The 25,777-nt window shown below is 63.4% G+C and carries 21 protein-coding genes; 14 read left to right on the forward strand and 7 right to left on the reverse strand.

The annotated features are described in order from the left end of the window. Nucleotide 1: 1 nt before the first annotated feature. The 5 genes from C1T17_RS03925 to C1T17_RS03945 are packed head-to-tail and all read right to left on the reverse strand — an operon-like array spanning nt 2 to nt 5,980. Nucleotides 2-1,249, reverse strand: coding sequence for an outer membrane beta-barrel protein (locus C1T17_RS03925; RefSeq protein WP_104952314.1), 1,248 nt, complete (start codon nt 1,247-1,249; stop codon nt 2-4). A gap of 3 nt (nt 1,250-1,252) precedes the next feature. After that, a complete protein-coding gene (locus tag C1T17_RS03930) occupies nt 1,253-1,804 on the reverse strand; it encodes a polysaccharide biosynthesis/export family protein (protein ID WP_104952315.1) in 552 nt (183 codons plus the stop codon). Between the two features lie 16 nt (nt 1,805-1,820). Then, nucleotides 1,821-2,702, reverse strand: coding sequence for a sulfotransferase family protein (locus C1T17_RS03935; protein WP_223262786.1), 882 nt, complete (start codon nt 2,700-2,702; stop codon nt 1,821-1,823). Further along, nucleotides 2,689-3,915, reverse strand: coding sequence for a DegT/DnrJ/EryC1/StrS family aminotransferase (locus tag C1T17_RS03940; RefSeq protein ID WP_104952316.1), 1,227 nt, complete (start codon nt 3,913-3,915; stop codon nt 2,689-2,691). The genes C1T17_RS03935 and C1T17_RS03940 overlap by 14 nt, the downstream gene beginning before the upstream one ends. A 13-nt stretch (nt 3,916-3,928) precedes the next feature. Continuing rightward, a complete protein-coding gene (locus C1T17_RS03945; RefSeq protein ID WP_104952317.1) occupies nt 3,929-5,980 on the reverse strand; it encodes a polysaccharide biosynthesis protein in 2,052 nt (683 codons plus the stop codon). Between the two features lie 331 nt (nt 5,981-6,311). Between C1T17_RS03945 and C1T17_RS03950 the strand changes: the two genes are divergently transcribed. The 9 genes from C1T17_RS03950 to C1T17_RS03990 all read left to right on the forward strand — a co-directional run bounded on the left by C1T17_RS03950 (nt 6,312) and on the right by C1T17_RS03990 (nt 15,987). After that, complete coding sequence (locus tag C1T17_RS03950; protein WP_145958950.1) at nt 6,312-7,523, forward strand: glycosyltransferase; 1,212 nt, start codon at nt 6,312-6,314, stop codon at nt 7,521-7,523. Next, nucleotides 7,520-8,722 (forward strand): glycosyltransferase family 4 protein, encoded by a 1,203-nt coding sequence (locus C1T17_RS03955; RefSeq protein ID WP_104952319.1) that lies wholly within the window; start codon nt 7,520-7,522, stop codon nt 8,720-8,722. The genes C1T17_RS03950 and C1T17_RS03955 overlap by 4 nt, the downstream gene beginning before the upstream one ends. Next, nucleotides 8,713-9,315, forward strand: a complete 603-nt coding sequence (locus C1T17_RS03960) for a sugar transferase (RefSeq protein WP_104952320.1) — start codon at nt 8,713-8,715, stop codon at nt 9,313-9,315. Before C1T17_RS03955 ends, C1T17_RS03960 begins: the two co-directional genes overlap by 10 nt. Continuing rightward, nucleotides 9,287-10,210 carry a formyltransferase family protein gene (locus tag C1T17_RS03965; RefSeq protein ID WP_104952321.1) on the forward strand — a complete coding sequence of 308 codons (924 nt, stop codon included), beginning with the start codon at nt 9,287-9,289 and terminating at the stop codon, nt 10,208-10,210. The genes C1T17_RS03960 and C1T17_RS03965 overlap by 29 nt, the downstream gene beginning before the upstream one ends. Next, complete coding sequence (locus C1T17_RS03970) at nt 10,207-10,893, forward strand: PIG-L deacetylase family protein (protein ID WP_104952322.1); 687 nt, start codon at nt 10,207-10,209, stop codon at nt 10,891-10,893. The genes C1T17_RS03965 and C1T17_RS03970 overlap by 4 nt, the downstream gene beginning before the upstream one ends. Next, nucleotides 10,890-11,918, forward strand: a complete 1,029-nt coding sequence (locus C1T17_RS03975) for an ATP-grasp domain-containing protein (RefSeq protein WP_104952323.1) — start codon at nt 10,890-10,892, stop codon at nt 11,916-11,918. The genes C1T17_RS03970 and C1T17_RS03975 overlap by 4 nt, the downstream gene beginning before the upstream one ends. After that, nucleotides 11,915-12,601 carry an HAD family hydrolase gene (locus tag C1T17_RS03980; protein WP_104952324.1) on the forward strand — a complete coding sequence of 229 codons (687 nt, stop codon included), beginning with the start codon at nt 11,915-11,917 and terminating at the stop codon, nt 12,599-12,601. The genes C1T17_RS03975 and C1T17_RS03980 overlap by 4 nt, the downstream gene beginning before the upstream one ends. A 326-nt stretch (nt 12,602-12,927) precedes the next feature. Next, nucleotides 12,928-13,611, forward strand: coding sequence for a LuxR C-terminal-related transcriptional regulator (locus C1T17_RS03985; RefSeq protein WP_223262787.1), 684 nt, complete (start codon nt 12,928-12,930; stop codon nt 13,609-13,611). 72 nt (nt 13,612-13,683) lie between these two features. Next, nucleotides 13,684-15,987: a GumC family protein gene (locus C1T17_RS03990; RefSeq protein ID WP_104952325.1), complete on the forward strand. Its 2,304-nt coding sequence runs from the start codon at nt 13,684-13,686 to the stop codon at nt 15,985-15,987. Here the strand turns inward: C1T17_RS03990 and C1T17_RS03995 are convergent. Beyond that, complete coding sequence (locus C1T17_RS03995) at nt 15,917-17,362, reverse strand: lipopolysaccharide biosynthesis protein (protein WP_104952326.1); 1,446 nt, start codon at nt 17,360-17,362, stop codon at nt 15,917-15,919. The genes C1T17_RS03990 and C1T17_RS03995 overlap by 71 nt on opposite strands. A gap of 150 nt (nt 17,363-17,512) precedes the next feature. On the opposite strand from C1T17_RS03995, the gene C1T17_RS04000 reads away from it, so the two are divergent. Then, nucleotides 17,513-18,385, forward strand: a complete 873-nt coding sequence (locus C1T17_RS04000) for a hypothetical protein (RefSeq protein ID WP_104952327.1) — start codon at nt 17,513-17,515, stop codon at nt 18,383-18,385. Continuing rightward, nucleotides 18,340-19,548: a glycosyltransferase family 4 protein gene (locus C1T17_RS04005; protein ID WP_223262788.1), complete on the forward strand. Its 1,209-nt coding sequence runs from the start codon at nt 18,340-18,342 to the stop codon at nt 19,546-19,548. The genes C1T17_RS04000 and C1T17_RS04005 overlap by 46 nt, the downstream gene beginning before the upstream one ends. Here C1T17_RS04005 and C1T17_RS04010 read toward each other — a convergent pair. After that, nucleotides 19,545-21,164 (reverse strand): hypothetical protein, encoded by a 1,620-nt coding sequence (locus tag C1T17_RS04010; RefSeq protein WP_189338486.1) that lies wholly within the window; start codon nt 21,162-21,164, stop codon nt 19,545-19,547. The genes C1T17_RS04005 and C1T17_RS04010 overlap by 4 nt on opposite strands. Nucleotides 21,165-21,392: 228 nt before the next feature. On the opposite strand from C1T17_RS04010, the gene C1T17_RS04015 reads away from it, so the two are divergent. Genes C1T17_RS04015 through C1T17_RS04025 form a run of 3 tightly spaced genes read left to right on the forward strand, consistent with a single transcriptional unit; the run spans nt 21,393 to nt 25,723 of the window. Then, the gene (locus C1T17_RS04015; protein WP_189338487.1) at nt 21,393-22,568 is read left to right on the forward strand and encodes an acyltransferase family protein; all 1,176 of its coding nucleotides are present in this window, start codon (nt 21,393-21,395) and stop codon (nt 22,566-22,568) included. After that, nucleotides 22,565-23,869, forward strand: a complete 1,305-nt coding sequence (locus C1T17_RS04020; protein WP_104952330.1) for an O-antigen ligase family protein — start codon at nt 22,565-22,567, stop codon at nt 23,867-23,869. Before C1T17_RS04015 ends, C1T17_RS04020 begins: the two co-directional genes overlap by 4 nt. A 57-nt stretch (nt 23,870-23,926) precedes the next feature. Next, the gene (locus C1T17_RS04025) at nt 23,927-25,723 is read left to right on the forward strand and encodes a pectate lyase (protein WP_104952331.1); all 1,797 of its coding nucleotides are present in this window, start codon (nt 23,927-23,929) and stop codon (nt 25,721-25,723) included. Nucleotides 25,724-25,777: the final 54 nt, after the last annotated feature.

The raw sequence follows: 25,777 nt of genomic DNA on the forward strand, positions 1-25,777 counted from the left end.
GTCAGTAGATCAGGATGAGTTTGAGGAATCCCTGCCAGCGGCGAAACTCATTGAAATTATCGGGTGTCGTGCGCTGACTGTAGTTCGCGATGGCTTCCACCGAAACATGGCGATTGAGGAGGTAGCGCGCGCCCGCCTCGGCAGTGACGTAACGCTCATCCTGATCGAAATCGCCACGATAATGAATGTCGCGCAGGCCAAGCATGCCGTGCAGGATCAAGTTGTGACGCGCCTCCTGATCGATGCGGATACTCGATCGGGCGTCGATGCGGCCGATCGCGCCGATGCGCACCGTGGCCACATCGCCTCTGAACACATCCATGCTGATCGCCGTGCGCGTACGTGGCCGCCACGTGAGCCGGCCGTTCGCGGCGATGCCCGTAAACGCATCCAGGCTGATGTCGCCCGGATTGGACCGGAATACGCCAATGCCTAGATCGCCACGCAATCGGTCGGCAAAAGCCAGCGACACGCCCGCCAGACCGCCATATGTGGTGGCAGTTCTGTCGACGCCAGTGCGATCGATTTTCACGCGGGGATTACGCCGCGCGACATAGGGTTGGACGAAGACCGAAATGCGTTCGGACAGCCGGATCTGGCCTTTGACGGAGGCGCGATACGTCACCATGTCGCGGTCGGCATCTTCGAAAGGAAGGTAGTCGAGCTTTGTAGCCGCCACATTTGCGGTCACGCCGACCCGTGGTCCGTCATATCGGTATTCCAATTCGGCGGCCGCGACGTTGATGAGTGCGGGACGCCGGTTGCGCGCAAATTCCGCTTCCGGATCGCTACGCCGTTCGAAAGTACGATCGAAACTGAGCAGCGTACCCAAAGATTGGCGGCTTCCGAAGGCGCGGCTGTAATCGACGGAGGCACCGAATTCAGTGGTGTTTTCCCGGCTCGTCCGCGCATAGCGGGAGAGGCCGCCATAAGCCTTCGCCCGGAACTTGGCGCTGGCGCTGTCCTGCCTCGCCTCGATACTGGGATTGAGCAGGAATATGACGTCAGAACGCCGATTGCTTTGCGTCGCCAGAATGTTGTTGTCGAGGCGCGCGCCTGCCTCCACCTGCGGCATCAGCACGAACGATCCTGCCCGGATGGTGCGCGGCTCATAACCCGGACGCGGCAGGTCTTCGATGCTCGTGTCGCGCTGCACGCGTTGCGCGAAGGCTTGGCACGGCCCCAGCAGTACCGCCACGCCCAAAGCCACTGCTCTGGTGTTTCGTCCCAAAGATGCCCCCCCGGTCATCGGCTAGAACCAGCTCTCCTGCACCTGTATGAGATCGCCGGGCTGGACGCTGCTGTCCGGCCCCGCGCTGCCCTTGGCCGAACTGCGCGTGACCATCACCTTCTTGGTGTTGGCCCGGAAGGTGTAGCCGCCCGCGACGGACACCGCCGTCATCACCGACATGCCGGGGACGTAAGGATATTGGCCGGGGCGCTGAACCTCACCAAGAATGAAGAAGGGCCGGTAGGCAAGGATTTGCGCGCTGACTTTCGGCTCCAGCACCAGTTGCTTGGCCCGGATCGAGTCTGCAACGTCGGTTTCGAATCGCGTGATCGTTTTGCCGGATGCCGTAACGGTGCCGATCATCGGCAGGGATATTTCGCCGGTATCACCGACAAGGTAGGTGTTGTTGAGCGCATCCAGCCCAAAGACATTGATGCGGATCTGATCCCCTGGCCCGAGCTGATAGGGGCCGGGCGCAGCGCTCGCCAATGGTTGCATACTGGCATTCGCGCCGGCGCAGCTTGTCATGGCTACAGCCATCACAAAGGTCAGGCATGTCCTGAAGATGCTCATGATAGTCCTCCCCTCATTATCCGTGTCTGGTTGCCGGCGCGCCGATGTGATCGGCATGAGACTCGCTTGCCGAACCCCGCCACGCCGTCAGTTCCTGCTGCAATTGTTCCTCCAGCATCCGCATGTCGTCCCTGTAGAAGTCGCGCAGCATGTCGCGCAGTTCTTCCGTCAGGGGCGGGTATTGCACAGGCGCGGCGATCGAGGCGCGCGCGCGGGCAAGCAGCGGGTTAGACCGCAGGGGATCAAGCAGCGGGCGGGTAGGCTTCAGCAGGCGACGCAGGGGCAGGGGAAGCATCGGCGCTCTGCTGTCGTTCTTGCGCTGCGCGGCCTCCTCCGGCGCGAAGTGCGCGGGCACGCCGATATGGCTGCATACGCCTGCCACGATCTCCTCGGCAGATGTCTTCACATTCTCGTACAGGATGACATGGAGCTGCTCCCTCGGGAAATGGCTCAGAAACCGCATGATGTGCGCCCCATAGAGGCCGCCATCAAGGAAGCGTGAAGATGCCGAACGGCGTGTGTCGAGATGCTTGCGAGGGTCGCCGCCAACCATCCCGCGCCGGAAATACATGCAGTAATCGGAATAGGCGCGCTGTACCGGATCGCGTAGCTGCACGATCAGCCGGGCTTTCGGCAAAGTCGCCGCGATGCGCTCTGCCGCTTCGGGATGCGCGAGGTAGCTGGCGGATTTCTCCCCCAGGATGCGGTTCGAAGGGGCGTCATTGAACAGGCCGCGATACCATTCAGGTCCGCGATGATGTTCCGTGCTGAAGTAATGCGGCTCGGCCTTGGGCAACCACAAATCGGGGTGACTGCGCAGTTGGTGCGCCACCCACGTTGTTGCGCCCTTCACCGCGCCGATGATGATGAAGGCCGGTTTACGATCAATCAAAGTCACTAAGCGTCGCCTGTTTTACAATGGAGTGGAGGATTTGTCCCATTTGACGGCACATGGCCGGGCTCAACGTCGGATCGACGGGCAGGAGCAAGCTGGTCTCTCCCAAAAGGCGCGATACGGGCAGGCGTTCGGCCGGGCGCATCGCAGTGTCAGCGAAAGCTTGTTCCAGGTAGATCTCCGGGCAGCTTCCGGTCTGGCAGGGAACACCGGCAGCGCGTGCCTCCCGGACGATGCGGTCCCGGTTCCAGCCGGGACGGAGATGCTCAGGCCGGACGAAGGCATAGAATTTATAATAGGCATGGCCGATCTCCGGCGCTGGCGCGATGAGGCGCAGCGCAGCGAGGCCGTTCAGTTCGTCGAGCAGTGCCGCAGCGTTGGCGCGGCGGTCGGCAAGCCATTGCGGCAGTTTGGCCAGTTGACGCACGCCGATGGCCGCCTGCATCTCCGTCAGGCGGTAATTGCTGCCGAAGTGATGATGGAGCCAGCGGAAGGCAATGCCGTCGCCGCCTTCCGCATAGACGCCGGGGTCTTTGCCGTGGTCCTTGAGCGACCACGCACGACGCCATACCGAAGGATCGCGTAGCAGCAGCATGCCACCTTCACCGCCCGTCGACATGATCTTGTCGGTGCAGAAGGAGAGAGCGGCAGCGTCGCCAAATCCACCCACGGCCTTTCCACGCAACGTTGCGCCATGGGCCTGCGCGCAGTCCTCGATCAGCTTGATGCCTCGTTCGGCGGCCAGCGCGGCAATCTCGTCCACGGGCGCGGGATGACCCGCGAGGTGAACAACGATGATGGCTTGCGTTCTGTCGGTCAGGTGCGGACTGATTGTTTCTGGAGTGAGGCTCTGACTGATATTGTCGACATCGGCGAAGATCGGCGTAGCGCCACAGGCGACGATGCAGCTTGCCGACGCCATGAAGCTCCTTGCGGGCACGATGACTTCGTGGCCCGGCCCGACACCCAGCGCCCGCAGGGCAACCTCCAACGCCAACGTGCCGTTTGCGAGCGCGATCGCGTGCGGCATATCGCAAAGCTTGGAAAAGCCCGCCTCCAGTTCGGCGCACCAGTCGCCATGATGCAGCGCGTTGACGCGCCCGGTCTGGAGCACTTGCGCCACGGCTGCGATTTCGTCGGCAGCGTAAACCGGCCACCGCGACGTGATCGGAGCCAAGTCCGGCTCTGCGTCGACTTCATGAAGGGATGCGAGCATGTAACGATAATCCCTAATGTGTCTGGCCGACCGCGCCCTTGGCGGGCCAGGACACTTGGCCAAGATGCACGGCAGGGAGCGTTGCGCCTCGCGCCTCGGCCAAGTCGATCGGGCGATCCTTCACGGGCGAGCGGGTGACTTTTTCGAGCATGTCGAACAGTTCGTCGCGCACCTGTTCCTGATCGTGCGCCAGAACATGATCCAGCAGGCGGTCGAAACCGACTTGCAGCGTCGGCAGAGGAACGGGGACCGGTTCGGCCTCGAACACCCCCGCCAGGTCGGAGGGCAGTTGTGTTTCGCGCTCGTCGAATAATTCCTCGTAGAGTTTCTCGCCGGGGCGCAGGCCGACGATCTTGATCGGCACGTCGCGTTCCGGCACCAGCCCGGCGAGGCGGATCATGCGCCTTGCGATGTCGATGATCTTCACTGGCTCGCCCATGTCGAGAACGATGATCCGCCCGCGCTTCAGACCGAATTCCATCGCACGGGCGGTGCTGTGCAGGATCAGTTGCACGGCCTCATGCACCGTCATGAAGTACCGCGTGATCTCCGGATGCGTGACGGTGAGCGGCGCTCTGCGGTCCAATTGGCGCTGAAACAACGGGATCAGCGACCCACTGGAGCCAAGCACGTTGCCGAAGCGGACCGTCATGAAACGCGGCGAAGAGGGGCGGCCCGCGCCCTCAAGATCGAGCGCCTGGCAATAAAGCTCACCCAGGCGCTTGGTCGCGCCCATCACGCCCACCGGGTTTACGGCCTTGTCCGTGGAAACCTGCACCATGGCGCGCACGCCGAAGCGCTTGGCGGCGTCGGCGACATTGCGTGTTCCCATGACATTGGTCTGGACTCCCGCGCACACGTTCGTCTCCACCAGCGGCACATGCTTCAACGCGGCGGCGTGGAAGACGAAGGCAGGCGAGAACTCCGCGAACACCGCCATCACATGCTGCCTCTGCCGGATCGAGCAGAGGATTGCGCGGCAGGAGATTTGCGGATAATTCTCCCGCAACTCCATCTCCACCGAATAGAGATTGAATTCGCCGCAATCGAGCAGCAGCAGTTCGGACGGCTCGAACCGCGCGACCTGCCGCGCCAGTTCGCGGCCGATCGTCCCGCCTGCGCCGGTAATCAACACGCGTTGACCCTGGATCGCGCGCGATACGACTGCGGGGTCCAGTTCGGTCTGCGGGCGGTCCAGAAGGTCGGCCAGATTGATGCGTTCCAGGTCCAGCGGATGATCGATCTCCGTAGCCGCAGGCGCACGCAGGACCGAAAGGTTCAATGTCTGCGCGGTCGTTACGAGCTTCAGCTTGGCAGGCCCGGTAAGACCATCGGGACCGGCGGCCAGAATGATGCAGGTCGGCCGCATGTTGTGGGCCGTCAGCGCATCCACCGCATGTTCGAGCGCGTCGATGCCACCCAGAATTGATACGCCGCGCAAACGGAGATGCGCTTCGGGGCTGTCGACGTCGAGAATGCCGACGGGAAGGTACGGAGGAAGCGGCACAAGCTCCAGATGCCGCAGGACGCCCTCAACATACTCAGGCCGCCCGACGATCAGCGCCCGCTGCTGGCTGGCGACCATGTCCGTATGTGCGGCCCTGCCGACGCGGGGCATGTGCAGACGGCGGATCTTCTGCCGCAGGATCGCTTGCCACATGCGTCCGCCAGCAAGCAGCGCCATGAGAACGAAGCATTGGATAATGGGAACTGAGGTGGGCATCCATCTGGCTCTGGACGCGATCAGCAGTACGCAGACGGGCACGACCACCGCGAACACGGCGGCCTCCACCAGCCGCACGAGATCGGGAAGCGAGGCAAGCCGCCATACGCGATTGTAGATGCCACTGAATTGCAGCACGACGAGGCCGCTGATGAGGAATACGGGCAGGCTGTCGAACATGCCTTCCAGCATGGCCGGAGGGATGTGCCCGTTCATCCGCAGGATCAGCGAAATCGCCAACGATGCGCCGATCGCCACGATGTCATAAAGGCTGTAGGCCAGTCTCTTGACGAGGCGCCGGTATAACTGGCGATATGAACGGCTTCCGCCGGATGGTGGCATCGGTCCCCCCTTGTTTGATGTCGCCGACAGGACTGAGGCTCCGCGCTATCTTACATGGCTGTTTCGCAAGGTTAGCGGCGCGCGTTCGCCCATGAAATCGCGCATTGGGGCGAAGCGATAGGGGGTATGTTTCGGCTCCTATTGGCACGCATCAGTCTCGAAAGACTCTGGTTGAATCCATAAGGAGTGTTTGCGGCAGCTTTGGCCCTCTCAAGGATGACGGACGAAATAGCGTAGGCGATTGTCCGCAGTGCGCGCTTAAACTTTCCCCGTAATCGAGCGCACCCGTTCAGGGCACGTCGCGCTCAGCAAAGGGGAAAGACATGCGATATTGCGTGGCGGAAGCCTCACCTTCATGCAGGTGAAGGTGCTCCATGTCATAACGGGGCTGAACGTGGGCGGTGCCGAAGCGATGCTCGCGCGATTGCTGGATCACGAGCGATCCCGGGGTGGCGTTCGTGCGCAGGTGGCTACGCTGATGCCTCAGGGCGTGGTCGGTCGGCAAATGGCGGCTTCAGGCGTCGTCGTGCACCAATTGGGGATGCGCGGCTTGATCTCGGCGGTGCCTGCCGCCCTGCGCCTCGCCCGGCTGATCGGTAAGGAACGGCCCGATGTCGTCGTTGCATGGATGCATCACGCGCAGCTTGCCTCAACCCTTGCCGTACTTCTGGCGCAGACGAGAACGCCGGTGGTCTGGAACGTGCGCCATTCGCTCGGCGGGTTCGAACGCGAAAAATGGCTTACGCGCCTGATCCTCAAACTTCAGGTCCGTATCTCCAGAATGCCGACCGCTATCATTTATAACAGCCGCGCGGCTGCGGCCCAATACAGCGCTCTCGGGTTCGCGCCCGTCCGCGAGCATGTCATACCCAATGGCCTGATCGTCCCTCCTGCGCAATCTCGCACCGCTGCGTCGGAAACGGTGCGGAGCCTGTTCGGCATCCCTCCCCATGCAATCGTTATAGGCATGATAGCCCGGGCGCACCCGATGAAAGATGTCGGCACGCTGCTCTGCGCCTTTTCCAAAGTGCAAGCGGCTGGTGTGGCGGCGCATCTGCTGCTGGTCGGCGAAGGGATGGACCATCTCGATCGCGGCGAGGCCCAGTTGCTTGCGGCTTTGCCGAAAGGAAGCTGGACAATTTCAGGGCATCGCACTGATGTCGGCGAATGGCTGGCGGGCATCGATACCCTGGCATTGTCGTCGGCATGGGGCGAAGGCTTCCCCAACATCGTCGGGGAAGCCATGGCGCAAGGTGTTCCTTGCGTCGGAACCGATGTCGGCGATACGGGGTGGATCATTGGAACCACTGGTCGCACGGTGCCTCCCCGCAATCCCGCCGCCCTGGCAGAAGCGCTAATCGAATTGGCGAGGATGGAACCGGAAGAACGCATGGCTCTGGGCGAGGCCGCGCGTCGCCGGGTCGAAGAGCATTTCACGCTGGATCATGTCGCGGTGCGCTATGGCGAACTCTACCGGGACGTTGCGAACGCGCGCACACGCGTTGCCGACACGAATCACGCCAGCACATGCGAGGCGGCATGAAGGTCGTCGTCATCGCCAGCCTAGCCTATTCTCTCGTCAACTTCCGTGGGCGGCTACTCGCCGCGATGGTCGAAAATGGCCATGACGTGATCGCCTGCGCGCCGGACAGCGATCCGGAAATTGAGGATAGACTGCGCTCGATGGGGGTCGCTTATCGGCGGATGCCAATGGCGCGGACGGGCATGAACCCGCTAACCGACATCGTGACGCTACTGTGGCTCATCGGTTTTCTGCTTCGGAACCGCCCACAACTCGTCCTCGCTTACACTCAGAAGCCGATCATCTATGGGGGCATTGCCAGCAGGCTGGTCGGTGGAACCCGCTTCTTCGCGATGGTGAGCGGCCTTGGCCATGTGTTCAGCGAAAGCGGATCGCGCCTGCTGCCGCTGATCCGGCGCATCGTGTCGACTCTGTATCGCTTCGCGCTCCGTCGTGCAGCGGCGGTGTTCGTGTTCAATTCTGACGACGAGGAGGAAATGCGCCGCCACCACATCCTGCAAAGTGGGACTCGCGTCATTCAGGTGCCGGGATCGGGCGTCGACCTCAGCCACTATGCGCAGCAGCCGGTGCCCGATGGCCCGCCCATATTCCTGATGATCGCCCGCCTTCTGCGTAACAAGGGGCTGCTGGAATTCGTCGAGGCGGCAAGGATTGTTCGCGCCTTATATCCGCAAGTCCGCTGCCGGTTGCTGGGGCCGCTCGACGCCAATCCCGCTGCGGTCAGTCGGGCGACGATCGAAGCATGGCAGGCGGAGGGCGTCATAGAATATTGCGGCGAGACACGCGACGTTCGGCCGCATCTCGCCGCCGCCAGCGTCTTCGTATTGCCAAGCTGGTATCGCGAGGGGCTGCCCCGCACCTTGCTGGAGGCGATGTCGGTTGGCCGGGCGGTGATTACGACCGATATGCCGGGTTGTCGCGAACCGGTGGAGGAAGGCCGCAACGGGTATCTCGTCCCGGCTCGCGATGGGGCGGCGCTGGCGCAAGCCATGCTGCACTTCGCGCGAGACCCCGGCCTTGCCGCTGCCATGGGTGCCGCCGCCCGCAGGACGGCCGAAGACCGGTTCGCCGTGGAGCGCGTGAACCATCTGCTGCTGACGACGATGAACCTCAACGCCGGCGATCCGCAGGCACAGGACCGCCGCAGCCCAGCCATGATGCGGCCCGGTATGTTGCAGGAGGAAGCGCCATGTCCATAAGGCGCGTCGTGGATGTCACAGTGGCGAGTGCGGCCATTCTCGCCACGCTGCCCGTGACGATGGCGATCGGAGCGACGATCGCCTTGAGGGATGGTCGACCTGTCCTGTTTCGCCAAAAGCGGGTTTCCGCAGGTGGCCGCCTTTTCCACGTCGTCAAATTCCGCACGATGCGTGATGGCCGGGACGCGGCGGGGCAGTTGCTGCCCGATGCAGTGCGCATGACAAAGCTCGGGCGGCTTCTGCGCGCCACAAGGCTCGACGAGCTACCGCAGCTCTGGAACATCCTCAGCGGCTCGATGAGTTTGATCGGCCCGCGCCCGCTGCTGCCCGAGACGATCATGCAGGCCGGGGACAAGGGATGGCTGCGCTGTGCGATACGGCCGGGCCTCACCGGTTGGGCGCAGGTCAATGGGAACGCGCTGCTGAGCGATGCCGACAAGATCGCGCTGGACCTCTGGTACATCGCCAATCGCTCCCTCTCCCTCGACCTCCGCATATTGGGCCGCACCCTGCTGGTCGCCGCGAGGGGCGAGCGCCCGAACGACCTATCGATACGGAGGGCACATGAAGGCGATCCTCATTGGCGCAGTTGAGAGCACCAGGATCGCGCTGGAGTGTCTGGCCAAAGCGCCCGAATGGGACTTGTCGGCAGTGCTGACGCTCCCGCCAGAGCTGGACGCGCGCCATTCGGATTTTGTCGACCTGGGTCCCGAAGCCGCAAGTGCGGGCGCGCAGTTGGTGCATGTATCGAACATCAATTCGGAGGACGCGCTTGCATCCATATCGGCAATAGCGCCCGACTATATCTTCGTCATCGGCTGGTCGCAGCTTTGCGGACCGCGGTTCATGAGCAGCGCTCGGCAGGCTGTGATCGGCTATCACCCAGCGCCCTTGCCCCGGTTGCGCGGGCGCGGCGTCATACCCTGGACGATCCTGCTGGAGGAGCCGATTACGGCCAGCACATTGTTCCGGATCGATGAGGGTACGGACAGCGGCCCGATTCTCGCGCAACGCTTCTTCCACGTTGCGCCCGACGAGACCGCCGCCAGCCTCTATGCCAATCATATGGGGGCGCTCCGGACAATGATGCCCGCGATGCTGCACGATCTGGCGCAGGGCACCGCGATTGAAACGGTACAGGATGAGCGGCACGCCACCTTCGCAGCACGGCGACGACCCGAGGATGGACGGATTGATTGGTCGGAAGCGGCCAAAGATATCTGGCGAGTCGTGCGCGCGTGCGGCGATCCCTATCCCGGAGCCTGGACGTTCCTGGGCAGCGACAGGATCGTGATTTCCACTGCTCACCTCGTGCCGCTTAGCCAGCATCGCGCCGCTATACAGGGGCAAGTGGTGGAGCGGACCGCCGACAGCTTTACCGTCAAATGCGGTGACGATGAGGGATTGCGCGTGTCGCAATGGCGTCGGACAAAGGATGGGCCGCCGCCGCTTCACGCGATCCTCGGCCAAAAGGATGCAATGCCATGAGCGGCTTCTATCGCATCGGTCGCGCCATGGTGATCGCGCCGCATCCGGATGACGAGGTTCTTGGCTGCGGCGGAACGGTGGCGCGGCTGACCGCCCTGGGCCGGGTCGTCGAGGTGGTCGTCGTCACGCGCGGCATGGCCCCGCGTTTCGACGTGGCGCAGGCTAACAAGGTGCGGGAAGAAGCGAGTCGGGCGCACGCCATATTGGGCGTATCCCAAACCCACTTCCTCGATTTTCCGGCGGCCGGGCTGGACCAGGTGGCGGGCGCGGACCTCAATGACGCTGTGGCCGCCGTCGTGCGGGACATGCGCCCCGACACGCTGTTCCTGCCGTTCATCGGCGACCTTCATTTCGATCATAAGCTGGTTTTCGACGCTGGCATGGTCGCGGCCCGCCCGCAGGGAAACGGCAGCCCCGAGCGTGTCCTCGCCTATGAAACCGTGTCGGAAACCAACTGGGCCGCCCCCTATGTCGCACCGAGCTTTCAGCCCAATATGTTCGTCGACATCAACGGGCATCTCGACACGAAGATCGCCGCCTTTCGTTGCTTCGAATCGCAGGTGCGGCCCTATCCGAACGAGCGATCGATCGAAACGCTGCGGGCGCTCGCCATGGTGCGGGGATCGTGCGTCAGTTGCACTGCCGCCGAAGCCTTCACGCTGATCCGGGAAGTCATGACATGAACATCGCTGTCAAAACCACGAGGCAAGGCCTGATGCAGAGCGGCGACGGCGCGAACGCACGGCGATCCGGGCGGATGCTGATAAGCTCGGCAGGGCGGCGGGTCGGCCTGCTGCGCTGCTTTCGCGAGTCCGCCGCTATTCTCGGCCTTGACCTGGATATCCTGGCCAGCGACCTGAAGCCCGAATGGAGTCCCGCCTGTTTCGAAGCCGATGCCGCCTTCGCAGCGCCGCCAGCGGAGAGCGACGCCTTCATTCCGCAGATGCTCGACCTTTGCCAGCGTCAGGGCATCGGTCTGATCGTTCCGACCATCGACACCGAGTTGATGGCGTATGCGCAGGCGCGCGACCAGTTTGCCGCCATCGGCGCGCACGTCGCGGTAAGCGACGCTGCGCCTGTCGCCATGGCGCGGGACAAGCTTGCGACGGCGGCGTTCCTGTCGAAAGCTGGCATCCCGTCCCCCCGCACGGTCACGGCGGACGATGCTCTCAACGACAGGAGCACGCTCGCTTTCCCACTGCTGGCAAAGCCGCGGCATGGCAGTTCGAGCCGCGGCATAGCCGTCGTGCGGGATCTGGACCAGGTCGCCGCGATGGAGGCTGTCGAACCCTATGTCCTTCAGGAAATTCTGGACGGGCCGGAGTATACCGTCAGCCTGTACTTCGACATGTCCGGCGCTTTGCAATGCGCCGTGCCGCATGAGCGTCTGCGCGTGCGAGGTGGCGAAGTCGAGAAGGGTGTCACTGTCCGCATTCCCTCGCTCGAAGATATGGCCGGGAGTCTGGCGAGCGCATTAAACGGCGCTCGCGGCGCAATGTGCTTCCAGACGCGCATGGCCGCCGATGGAACGCCTTCGATGTTCGAGATCAATGCGCGCTTCGGCGGCGGCTATCCTCTGGCCCACAAGGCGGGCGCGCCCTTTGCCCAGTGGATGCTCGAGGAATGGCTCGATCTGCCCCGTACCGCAGCCGACCAGTGGCGCACGGACGTGTTGATGCTCCGTTTCGACGACGCCCTGTTCGTATGACCAACGGGCGCTGGCGCAAGCCCGCGTTCGACCGGGTGATAGTCTTCGATCTCGACGACACGCTCTATCTTGAGCGGAACTACGTGGAGAGCGGCCTTCGCGCCGTGGGTGCCTGGGCGCGCGCCTGCCTGGGCCTGGACGGCTTGGAACCGATGATGCTCGCCCGATTCGCCGCTGGCAACCGCACGCGGATCTTCGACGACAGCCTTGCCGCAGCGGGCGTCGCTCCGGCCCCGGCGTTGATCGCCCGGATGCTCAGTGTCTATCGTCAGCATCGTCCGGCGATCCATCTTGAGGCTGATGTTGAGGCATTTTTTGACTGTCCTGCTCCTCGCACCGGCTTTGCCGTCATCACCGACGGCTTTATCGACGCGCAACGCCGGAAGATCCGCGCCCTTGATCTCTTCAGCCGGGGGATCGCGCTCGGTATCTGCACGGACCGCTGGGGGCGCGACGCCTGGAAGCCGCATCCGCGTGCCTATCTCCACGCGCAGGCGTTTTTCGGGCTGGAGCCGGAATGCTTCACCTATGTCGCCGACAACCCCGCGAAGGACTTTCACGCGCCGATTGTACTGGGATGGGACACCGTCCGCATCGTGCGGCCCGGCAGTCTGCATGAAGGCGCCGCCTGCGAGAAAACCGCTCAGGCGCACCGAGTAATTGATAACCTTCAACAATTTTGATCGTCAGTTTCAAGTATTAGGTATTAATACTTAGCACAGTTTATCTATGTGTTTATAGTAGTGATGAAATAGACGAATCTTCTTGATTAAATATAACGCTGAAGTAACTTTAGGGCTACAGGGTCAGTATTTCGAAAGCATAAAGTACTCTTAAGGTACGCTTTCTATTTAACGGGGGAGCCCCGCCTCGAGATGAATTGGCGTTCTGCCAATTGCATGAATCGTACGCGAGTACCCCATAAGGGTTGGAGGCGACATTGTCCCAGGAACTGATAATATCGATCGTAAATCGGAACGAGATCGAGGGAGAGGGTCTGCGACGGATCTTGACTGATACGTCCTTCCACGTTGCCGGTGTTTTCAAGACGCCGGCGGATATTCCCTTCGGCGATGACGCCCACGGCAGGCGGCCGTTGCTGATTATCGTGTCCAGCACCGACGACGCGACGCTGACGATGTGTCGGCAGGCAAGAGCGGCGGCCCCTGACGCCCTGATCGTGATGATGGGCTATAGCTGCGACAGCACGGTCATCGCCAAGGCGTTCCGCACGGGCGTCGACGGCTATGTCAGCAAGGATACGCGCTGTGCATGTCTGCCCGAAATGATCCGGCTCGTCGCCGTGGGTGAAAAGCTTATTCCATCCGAAGTCGTGTTCGATCTGGTGAGCCTGGAAACGCCGATCCGCTGGGATGTGGGCGACGGGCGGCTGGAAGACGTGAACATCTCCGACAGGGAAATAGAAATTCTGCGGGGATTGATCCGGGGCGACCCGAACAAGGTCATCTCGCGCACGCTCAACATCACGCTGGCCACGGTCAAGGTCCATGTGAAGTCCATCCTGCGCAAGCTGCACGTCGTGAACCGGACGCAGGCGGCGATCTGGGCGATCAATCATGGGCTGACTGGCAATTACCCGAGTGCCGCAGTCCGCGAGGAAGAACTTCCCAAGGACGTGAAGCTCAATGGCTTCGCGCAGACCTTTCTCCCCGCGCCTGCGACGGTGATGTGATCCCTTCAGAGCTTTCCTGATTATCAACGGGCGGAGGGGCGCCTGTAACAACCCGATTTAAGGGGGACGATCATGCCACTGGGCAATACCGATCTGATTCCATCGAACCTGATCTACGAGGGGCCTCAGATGGTCCAGTCGCGCGCACCCCAGCCAGGTACGCGGACCGGCTATTTCGGCGTGGCGGATTTCTTCCGGATATTGCGTCGCCGATGGCGGCTGATCGCGGCGCTCACCACCATTGGCATGGTGCTGACGGTGTTGGCGCTGGTCAGCATAGAGCCGATCTACAGCACGTCGGCGACGGTCGTGGTGGAGCCGCCGGACACCGAATTCCTGTCGGCCACGCCCACGACTGTGCTCAACCCGAACGACGAAACGCGTATCGAGACGAAGGTGGAAATCCTGCACTCACGCAAGCTTGCGCGTCGGGCGGCGGCGACGATGCAGTTGGGAGACGATCCTGAATTTGCCGATCGACCCGACGAGAAGCCCGGCCTGATGGCGCGGCTGACGGGCATGATCCTTCAGCGTCCACCGGCTCAACAGGACGCGCATCTTCGCAAAGCCGACGCCGAGCGCGCAAAGGATGAAGCGGTGGTCGACCGCTTGCTGGCCAATCTGGACGTTGCGCGCGTTGCCAAATCCAGCACCATCAACGTAACGGCGTCGTCGCATGATCCCCAGAAGGCGGCGTTGATCGCGAACCGGCTCGTGAAAACCTACATCCAGGGTCAGGTCCGCAACGCCGCCGAAACGCGCGAACGCGAGATACAGCGTCTTGCCCAGCGTGTCGCGGAAGTGCGGGAAACCTTGCAGCAGTCCGATGGGGCGGCGGCGTCCTTCCGTGCGCGAAATGGCATACTCGATTCGACGCCTGAAGATACTGGTGCGCTTCAGGTGGCACAGGCGGCAGGTATACTGACGCAGGCGCAGGCCGAAAGCGCGTTTGAGACGCGGCTTGCCAGATCGGGGGGCGGACTTGCCGCGACCTCGCCGCTCCTCATCGACTTGCGCCAACAGGAAGCCGCACTGGCGCGGCGCCTGAGCGAACTTGGCACGATCTATGGCGCGGGCCACCCCGACGTCATCAAGGCGCGGGCGGAGATGGCGGCGCTGACGCCCCGTCTAGCCGCTGAAACGGCGCGGGTGCAGCGCGCCTCGCAATCGCAGGCGCTGGCGAGCCAGGCGCGGCAGGGCGCGGTGCAGGCGGGCATCGGCGGGCTGCAATCGCGGGCGCTTGCGTCCGGCGTGCAGGCTGTGCCGCTACGTGCGCTCGAACGGAACGCGCAAGCGAACAATACGCTGTATATGTCGCTCATCAACGCGCTGAATGCGAAGATCGCGTCTCCGGCGGACATGGACCCGGACATTTCGGTCGTGTCGCAAGCCGCCGTTCCGGTGAACCCGTCCTATCCCGTGCCGCAGCGCGTGCTGGCGGTGGCGCTGCTCGCGTTCCTCGCGCTTGGCGTCATCATCGCGTTCGTCATTGACACGATGGACACGACCATTCGGACTTCGGCGCAGGTCAGCCGCCTGCTCGGCATACCGACGCTGGCGATGGTCCCCGACCTTACCGAGGATCAGGAGGAAGTCGGCGGGCCGGTTCATGCGCTAGTCGGGTCGAAACCCCGGTCGCGCTTTGCGGAGGCCATGCGCAACCTCCTGATCGAGCTTGAGACGCGCCACGGTCCTGAGTCCCATGTCGTCGTCGTGACGTCCCCGCTCGATGGCGAGGGCAAGAACACCATCGCAACCAGCCTTGCGGCGGCAGCGGCCATGGTGGGGCGTAAGGCAGTCGTCGTCGATTTCGACCTTCGGCGGCCCGGCATCCATGGTCAGGGCGAGCGCCCGACCGGCGTCGTTGGATATCTGTCGGGAAACACGGCGATGGACGACCTTCCAGTCATTCAGCAGGGCAGTCAGTTCGCGACGATCGCGGTCGGCGATACGCCGATTGATCCCGGCGCGATGATCGCTTCTCCGCGCCTGCCGGTCCTGCTCGACCGGTTGCGCGAGCGGTACGACTTCGTGATCCTGAACGCGCCGCCGATCCTTCCGGTGCGCGATGCCAAGACGCTGACCGAACATGCCGATTCGACGCTGCTGGTCCTGCAATGGGGCCGCACCAATCCGGAAGCGGCGCGGGTGGCGATGGAAATGTTCGAGCGGCCGATCACCGGCGCGGTCATCAACATGGTCGACTACCCCGTCCATGCGCGCCGCCGCTACGGCGACGCGATCCATCACATCGCCAATCTGACCGAATATTATGATGGCGATCCGCCATCCTCCGGCTGGACGCTCAAGGAGCGCTGGCAGCGGAGCGTGCGCCGGATGATGCGTCGAACGGCGCGGGCCTTTCATCTGGCATAGCGGCGGCGGGGACCGATGAAGGCTGCTGCCATAGGGCAGCAGCCTTCATCGCGTTTCGCAGCGACAGGCTTAGTCCTGCCAGCCAGACGAAGCCGAACAGCACATGCGCGATGTTGGCGCCCATTGCGCCGAACGTGAAGATCAGCGGTGGCGCGCTGCAATAGAAGGCCAGCGAGCAGGCCATGACCGTGCGCAAGACGTCTCTTTGATTGCCCAGTGCGAGCAACCCCGCCCGGCTGGCCGCGCCGCTGATGGTCATCGTCACGGCGAGGATCTGGACGACCAGCAGCGGTACGGCACCCGCGAAAGCCGCGCCCAACGCCATGCGGATCAGCGTATCGCCCAGCAGCAGGATCGTCAGGAAGCACCCCGCGCCGAATACCGCCAGCAGGGCTTCGGTCTGGATCACCACCCGCATAAAGGCCCGCCTGTTTCCGGCGGACGCCAGGCGAGCGAGATCGGGATAGACGACTGATTCGACTTGGCTGCCGACCTGTTGCACGATCCGGCTGACGCGTTTGGCGATGTGGAAAAGTCCCGCGCTCGCCGGGTCCGCAAGCCAGCCCACGATCAGGGTGTCGACCTGCTGCGCGCTTGACCACAGCGTCAGCGATATGTTGGAACCCCAGGAGAAGCGCCAGATGCCCGGAAACTTCGCGAACATGCCTTTGAGCGGCGCGAACACTATGTCCGTGAAACGCAGCGGCGCGGCGATCAGCGCGCAGACGAAGTTGCTGAGCGAACCTATGATCTGGGTGATGGTCCAGATCGCCACCATTTCCGCAAGGCCCGCCCCCAGCTCGAACGCCGCCGCGACGAGCGCTAGCCGCAGCAGCGCGTTCGCCACCTGCAACCGTGCGATCATGCGGTAATTGTCGGTAAGGCGGAAGATCGCCGTAGCCACGCCGTTGAAGTTGAACAGCAGCGAGACCAGAAACAGCAAAGCCAGCCCCAAGTTCGCCGTCGAAAGGCTGGCGACATAATGCGCTGCTATCGCGATACCGCTGGCAATCGCCCAGGCCGCGACGCTGCCGCCAAGATCCAGAAGCAGGCCGAACTTCAACAGCGGAGCGAAGGCGGCCCGGTCTTCCGCCATGTCCAGCGACGCGCCGTATCGGATGATCGGTTGCCACGACTGAAAGCTCAGCAGCCGCTCGCAGGCCTGCCCCAGCGTGAGGATCAGCGCCAGGATGCCGTACGCCGCCGGTCCCAGATCGCGCGCCACCAACGCTATGGAGACGAGAGTGATGGCAAGGGTCGCCGCGGTGCCGCTCAACAGATGGCCGACAGCTTTCACGCGCCGATGCTTAAGGGCGCTCCCCAGCCGCCCGAGCATCCCGATGCCGATGACATGAGGCCGGGTCGTGATCGCCATTTTTCTGCCCCCTCGATTTTTTGTCCTGCTTATCCATGCGGCGAAACTGGCGCGGGCGCAGCTTTCCCGTGGGTCTAATCCCTAATTGCCGCACGCCGCACGCGACTTCCGGGCTAAGAAAGTGCGCATGGATTTGGCGAGGGGAATGCGATGTCGTTGACTGCAACCAGATTTTTCCAGTCGTCCGACGCGCTGGCGTCTCCGGATGCGGAGGACCGCTTCTTCACGGACCTGCGCACCCGCAACGCGACCTTCAAGCGGACGGGCAGCGATCGCTTCCGGGATCTGGACGAAGCTTGCGTGCAATGCTTCCAGGCGGCCGATGCATCGATTTCGCAAGTGCTCGATGTCGGCATTTCCTCCGGCACCACGACATTGGCGCTCAGCGACCGTCTGCAACAGGCGGGGCATCCCGCGAAGGTCGTCGGCACCGATCTGTCGGTGGACGGTCATCTCGTAAAAGCCTTTCCCGGCGTTCGCGTGCTGACTGACGAGGCGGGCTATCCGCTGCAATATGACGTGATGGGCGTCGTTCTGCGCCCTTGGGGACGGCGGGCGGATTATGCGACGGGCATGGTGTTCGTGCGCGCCGCCGCAAACGCATGGATCGGGCGGCGCGCCACGCGCGTGCTGAGGCAGGGGAAGGGCGGCAGTGCGCCCGTGCAACTGGTCAGTCCCCGCGTATCGCGCCGGACGGATGTGCATGTCGAGAAGAACGATATTTTCTCCGACACCGCCCAGTATCGCGACCGGTTCGACTTCATCCGGGCGGCGAACATCCTCAATCGCGGCTATTTCGAAGAGAGCCAGTTGCGCAAGGCGCTGGCGAACATCGTCGGCTATCTATCCGGACCGGGGGCATGGTTGCTGGTCGTGCGCTCGACGCAGGGCCGCCATGTCGGCACCTTGTTCAGGGTCTCGGACGACGGCAAATATATGAACGCGGTCGATCGCTTCTGCGGTGGGTCGGAGATTGAGTGGCTGGTTCTGGAAACGCCATTGCCAGCCAAATGGGCGCGCTGATGGCGGACGGCGGGCCGGTCACGGTTTGCTTTCCCTTTGTCGGCGATCTCGTCGGAGGTAGCCATATCTCGGCCTGTGGGTTGATCCGGAAGATCGACCGCCGCCGCTTCTCGCCGCTCGTGCTCGTTCAGTATCCCGGCGGCGCGATTGCCCGGCTGTTCGAGGACGCAGGCATAGACGTGGAAGTCGCGCCCCCGTCAGCCGCCCTGCATCACGGAAGCCGGATAGGCGCACTGCGCGGCCTCAGCCTGGCCAGCGGAGCCGTGCCGCTCGCCAAATTCCTGCGCAGGCGGGGCGTCGCCATCGTGCACAGCAATGATGGCCGCACCCACGCGACATGGGCGCTGGCCGCCAAACTCGCGCGCGCCAAGCTGCTCTGGCACCATCGCGGATCGCCCGATGCCGCCGGTCTGCGGCTGGCCGCGCCGCTCCTCGCCAATCGCGTCGTTGCGGTATCGCGCTTCGCCAGTCCGCGTGCGCGCGGCATCTCGGCGGCGCGGCGGACGGCAGTGATCCACAGCCCGTTCGATACGTCGCAGACACATGATCGGGACGAGGCACGCCAGACGATACTCTCGACTCTCTCGCTGTCGCCAACTGCCCGGCTGATTGCCTTTTCGGGTGCCCTTATCGCGCGCAAACGGCCGCTGCTGTTCGTGGAGGCAATCGCCGCCCTTCGTCGCCGAATGCCTGACAGTGACGTGCACGGCCTTCTGTTCGGCGGTGCGCTGGACGGGATGGACGAGCAGGTCGCCCGTCACGCGCAGACGCACAATGTCGGCGATGCCATACACCTGATGGGGTTCCGATCCCCCGGCGCTTTCTGGCTGGCGGGCTGCGACCTGCTGATGGTGCCTGCCATCGACGAGCCGTTCGGCCGCACATTGGTCGAGGCGATGCTGATGGGCACGCCGGTAGTCGCCACCGCATCGGGCGGTAATGTCGAGGCGATCCGCGACGGAGAGACCGGCAGGCTGGTCCTGCCCGAAAACGCCGACGCGCTCGCCGATGGCTGTCGGGATATATTGACCGATCCGCAATCCGCGATCCGCCTGGCACAAACGGCGCAGGACGAGGCGAAATCGCGCTTCGGCGAAGCCTGCCACGCCGACGCTATCATGGCTCTCTACGACGACATGCTGTGCAGGCGGACCAGGGCTTAAGGCTTCACGTACAGTCGCGCTTCCCCATAGCGGTCTCGCACGATCGGTTGCGAGATCAAGCGGTAATTATGGCCGCGAGCGTAGTCGGTGAAAGGATCGTCAAGCCGGCCCTCCACGCCTGTCAGTATCGCGGCGGGAGGCCGCGCGGCGAGCAGGCCAGGCAACAACGTCGGTGAAATCATCCGGTAATGTACGCGGTCGGCCTGCGGGATCAGGTCGCCGACGCGATAGATCATTGGCCCGGCGGCAAGCTCCGGATAGACGCCTAGCCCGCCCTCCAGCGGATATAATGGGGCGAGCGTCGCGACCGGCCCCCTGGCACCGCTCTCCGCCAATGCGCGCGCCACGCGCTCGCCTGCGGCATGGATCTGAAAGCCGGTCCACTTCTGCGGACTGAAGAGCTGGGGAAGACCGACCATCAGCCGTGGCGCGCCCGCGAGGATGACGAGGAGGGCGGCACCTGTAAACCAGGGCGCGGCGCGCTTGCGCTGGTCCCGCAGCAATCGTCCGTAGAGCAATGCCGCCAGCAGGAGCACAAACGGCACAGGCGGCACATAATATTGCGGAAAGGCCGGGGTCGGCACGAAGGATATCAGCGCCCCGCCGACCGCCAGCGCCGTCACCAGGAGGATCGGCCATAGCGGCCGGTCAGCCCCTCTCGCCGCATCTCGCGCGCCGCGCCAGTTGGCCCATATGCTCCACAGGACGCCCGTAAGAACGACGAAGCCCCCGCCGCTCAGCCACAGCTTCGCAGCCAGCCCGGCCTTTCCGGGGAAGGTCATGATCTTGGTCCCGTCGACCTCCGAATTGGCAATCCAGTAGGCGATATGCGGCCCCCGATGATATCCGATGACATGAGCGAGGAAGCCGGCAGGGTCGCGCCCTAAATAGTACAGACTCGGCAACCCGCCGACGACGCCGCCGATCAGGAGCGGCAATACAATTGTGCGCACCCGCAGGCTGATAGGGAGGCGTGACGGCACCAAAAACGCGGCCACGGCGAATGGTGGAACGAGGAAGATGTAGTTCGCTTTGAAGCCGATGGCGATGCTGACGCATAGCCCCGCGCTCGCGATCAACCACGGCGCGGGCTCCCGGCGATCCAGGCCCGCGATGAACAACCCGGTCGCGGACACGGCGAACAGCAGGGGTAGGAAATTGTTCGTCACCAGCATCCCCGCTTGCCCGAGCAATAGCGGATGAGTCATCAGCAGCAGCGCAGCCAGTAGCCCCGCCGCTCTTGTGCCCGCCGCCCGCGACGCCACCAGTCCCATGGCCAGCGCCGCCAGCATCCATGCGGCGAAGATCAGCAACCGCCCGGTCAGCAGATAATGATCCGTCCCGCTGATCCCGAAAAGCAGGGACAACAGGAGCGGGAGATTGGGGAGATGATTGAAGCCCACATCGCGATAGATGTCTACCTGCGGCAGAACGATGCCAGCGGGCACCAGCATCTGCTCGTCATGCCGCATCGGATAGGTCATGATCCGCGCGAACAGGCCGATCACGGCCAGCGTGACGCCGCCATAGGTGGTGGCCTGGATGGCCGAGAACCGCGTCCTCTCGCGTGGCCCCTCAATGGGCATGACCGATCGATACAGGGCCTTCGCCGCCATCCTGACTTCTCCCCATTCCGAGCGGGAGCTTACCGGATTGCGCCACGCCTTCGCGCGCCCAAAGGAGCGCATACCGGTTCAGAGGGAGTAGCGCGGACAAGGGCGCTCGCTCTGAGTAACACCAAAGAGCGCCGTCGCGCCTTAAGCGCCGACCATTGCGGCGTTTCTGCCGTCTATGCTGCACGCAAAGGCAAACTGCTGCGAATCCGCGCCAGGGGCGAAGGGGGGATGACCATCGCTAACGAAGCATCATCGGCTCTGATGAACGGAACGGTGACGTCCAGCGCCGCGCCGTCGCGTGGCGGCGCAAGCAAGGCGCGCGCGCGGGAGTTCAATGCAGCGGCGCATGGATTGCGCGGTCTCGCCGCCATGATGGTGCTCGTCGCGCACATCCTGGGCGGCACGGCGAAGCATATCTACGCTGACAACCTCACTTATGTGGAGGCCGTCAAAGCGCCTTGGTATCTTGGCACGTTCGGGGTCGAGTTGTTCTTCGTCATCAGCGGCTTCGTGATCCTGCCCAGCGCCATGCGATACGCGCCGCGCGAGTTTGCGCTGCGGCGGTTCCTGCGACTCTATCCGCTGTTCTTCGTGCTGTCCCTGCTGTTCGTGGCGCTGAACGCCGTCACCAACGCCTATCCCGCCATCAACACCTTCCAGAGCATCGTGTCCGGCCTGCTGTTCCTCAACCTCTTCACCGGGACCGAGCAACTGACGCCTAATGCCTGGAGCCTGACCTACGAGGTCATGTTCTACATATTGATGTTCGCCATCGTGCATTTCGCGGTGCAACGGCGGCAGCTTTGGCAGGGAGGCGTAGCGGTCGCCGCCGGTCTCGCCTTCCTGATCGCCTTTCCCATCGCGATCTACTTCGTCCTTGGCGCGCTCATCCGCGTCGTAAGTCAGCGGGAATGGCGCGCGCCGGTCCCTCCAAAACTGCTCGAAGCGGTAAGTCTGATCCTGATGATCGGTTTCGCAAGTCAGGGACATTTCGAATATCTCTGGAGCGATTTCCGCAATCCGGTGGTCGTGCCCATCATCATTGCGACGGCCTGCTATTTCTATTTCGCCGTCCTGCCCGGCAGCCTTACCGCCGTGGCGCTGGACAATCGCGCGATGCGCTATCTCGGAACAGTCAGCTATAGCCTGTATCTGGTTCACCCCTACACCTATTTCCTGGCGCGCTGGGTCTTCGACCGCCTGGGGCTGTTCACGGATTCGGTGGGACTTTCGATCGCACTTTTCGGTAGCGTGGTGATAGTGCTGACGCTTCCGATCACGCATCTCATCCATGTGACGCTTGAACTTGGGCCATATCAACGGGTGTTCCGTCAGGGAGTCTATCGGGAGAAACCGTCCCAGGCACCAACGGCCCACGGGTTAGCGCGGGCGCACCCGACATGATCGCCGTCGCGCCCGGCAGGCAGTTGTCCTATGTCCAAACGGACATTCGCGCGCCCATGCTCATCATGGTCGCAATCTTCCTCGCCCCCTATCTTTCGTGGCGGCCCTCGCTCGATATCCTGTTCACGATCAGCGACGCGTGCTTCATGCTGGGTGCGGTGCAACTGGTCATGCGGCAGCGCCTTCCGCTTCAGCCCTTCGGCGTCCTTTCGCCGGTCTGGCTGGCGGGGTTCGTGGCGATGATGGCGGGCTTATTGGTCAGTTCGCTGTTCGGCAACGATCCGACGCGCTGGCCGGTCGTGGCGCTGCAATACAGCTTTGCTTGGGTGGTGCTGCCCTTTCTGCTGATGGGGCATGGCAATATCGAGACGCACAGGCTTGCGCGGGGGCTGCTGACTGGCGTCGTGCTGATGGAGCTGGTCGGCATTATCGTCTATTTCAGTTTCCAGGGGTCGTTCGAACAGGCGCGCACGATCCTGGGGCTGGATTTCATTTCCGGAAGCGGCAGGCTGGGCGTGTTCGTCACCGATGCCAACTGGAACGGCGCGACCGTCGCCATGGCGCTCCCCTTCACCTTCTATCTCCGCGCGCGCAGGATGATTGCCGCATGGCAGGCGATCTTCGCAAGCATAGTCCTGCTGTTCGCGCTGATGCTGACCGCTTCCGTGACGGCTTTCGGCAGTGCCGTGGCCGCGATGATCCTGTTCGTGCTGGCGGGCGGCGTCCGTCCCAAGCTCTACACGTTCATCGCGCTCGCCGCCGTCAGCCTTCTGCTTGCCCCCAGCGAATACGGAATGCCCAGCATCTTCCAGAAGCGCGTGGCGAGCGCGCTGGAAAGCGGCAATATCTCGCAGGCGGGTACGTTCAAGGGGCGGGTGGCGCTGATGGACAGCGCGTGGCACCGCGTGGGCGATCACATGGTGCTGGGTGTCGGCGTGGATCAGGACCGCGTGGTGAACGGGCAGGGCGCCCCGGTGCACAACATGTATCTTCTGCTCTGGGTCGAGGGCGGCTTCATAGCGCTGGCCGGGTGGATCACGATGATGAGCATCTTTCTGGTCATGGCTTTTGCGGCGCTGCGGCGCGACCGGCTGGCAGGAGCGCTTGCCCTGTCGGTATTCGCGACATTTCTTCTCTTCTCCACCGCCAGCCCGCACATGTACGCCCGGCTATGGGCAGTGCCTGTCATTCTGGCCCTTGCGATCGCGCAGAATGCTGGCGCGCCGCTCACCATGCGGCTGACGCTGCGGCAGCGCTATACGCCTGCACGACTACGCCGCCTCGAACGTGCGCGCGGCTGAGCCGAGACCATGGCGACGCGTAGCCGAAGGCCGCGAAGGGAGCCATGGGCGCTTGCCATGGTGATGCTGGCAGGCGTCGCCGCAGCGGTAGCAGCGCTGCTGTCCGGCACCTTACCCTTCAGAGGCGGCGCTGAAAATGCGCGCGCATCCCTCGCTGCCGAATGCGATCATGTCGATACGTCTCCATCTGGACAAAAGGCGTTCGCCACTGCCGAGGGGTTCGGTCGGTTCGCGCGGGGAGGGCGCGGCGGGATCGTCATTCCTGTGACGACGCTCTCCGACACTGGGGAGGGATCGCTCCGCGCCTGCGCCGAGGCTTCGGGGCCGCGCACCTGCGTTTTTCGGGTCAGCGGCACGATAGCGGTAGATGACTGGATCAGCGTCAAGCATCCCTATCTCACCATTGCGGGACAGACTTCGCCGGGCGGCATCGCGATCCGTATCCGCAACTCGCCCAACGCGCCGATGCTGGTCCAGACGCATGATGTCGTGATCCGTCACTTGCGGCTGCGCCCCGGCCCTTCGACGCGGTCATCGGATAATGTCGACACGATCCAGATCAGTGGCGGCGCGCATGACGTGATACTCGATCATGTCTCCACGTCTTGGCCTACCGACGAAGGCATCAACATCGTCGGGTCCGGCGAGAAACCCAGCAAGTGCGGCGAGACGCGGGACATCTCCGTGCAATGGTCGATCCTGTCAGAGGGATTGAACCGTTCCAACCGCGAACCGCACAGCCGGGGCACCTATTTCGGTTATGGCGCGCGCGACATCAGTTTCCATCATAATCTGATCGCCAGCAACGTGCGCCGCAATCCGCTCATCAACACGCGCGGGCAGTTCGATATGGTCAACAACGTCATCTACAATTCGCAGCGCTACAATGGCGAGTTCTATACGCGCTTCGGGGCGGTGGCGGCCAATGTGATCGGCAATGTCGCGATCCTCGGGCCGTCCTCGGAAAAGAACAGCCACCTCTACCTCGTGAACTATTTCCGCGACTATCCCGCCGACTTCGCCATATATCTGAAAGACAATGTCGACCTTCACCGCCCCGCCAACCGGGGCGACGAGCGGTTGGTGCTGGAGCCGGGTGACTGGCGCTATGCCCGATCCGTGCCCACGGGCAAGCTTTCGCTCGGCACCGCCGCGATCACAGGACCGGGGCAGGCGTATCGCGATGTTCTGGCGTTTGCAGGCGCGACACGGCCGACGCGCGATGCCGTCGATCGCCGGGTTGCGAATGATGTCGCTACCTGCCGGGGCGCCATCATCGACGATCCCGCGCAGGTAGGCGGCTGGCCGACCCTCGCCGGGCCGCAGCCGCCCGCTGACCATGACAATGACGGCATGGCCGATGAATGGGAAAAAGCACACGGCCTCTCTCCGGCTGATCCGGCAGACCGTAATCGCGGGGGCAAGGACGGGTTTACGGCTCTGGAGCAATATCTGGGCGACCTCGCCGGCGATAATGACCCGCAACGTGCGGCGGCAGGCCCGGACCCGGACCCGACCTGCGGCTTCGCGGTGGCGCAGGCTCCCCCGCTCCCCGAAGTGACGATCCGGGCAGAACCCGACAGCGCCGCGCAAGGGGAGCAGGTGCGCCTCGTCTGGCAGGGCAGGCACATCCAATCATGCAAGCTTGAGGGCAAGGCGGTGCCCGAAAGCGGCACGATGCCGGTCTACCCGCTTCGCGCCACGACCTACTTGATACTGTGCACAGGAGCGGGCGGAGGGGACGCTATGGACTCAGTCGTAGTCCGCTGGCGCGGTCTCGCGGTGAGTGAAGAACCGCCGCCAGGTAAAAAGAAGCAGTCTCAGCCCAATGGACTGAAGGCACTATACCAATGAGGGACTGGGGACCGGAATGGTCTATTCCGCAAGGTTCTGCCCCAGCGTAACCTG

This window comes from Sphingobium sp. SCG-1 (genome assembly GCF_002953135.1).
GTDB lineage: Bacteria > Pseudomonadota > Alphaproteobacteria > Sphingomonadales > Sphingomonadaceae > Sphingobium.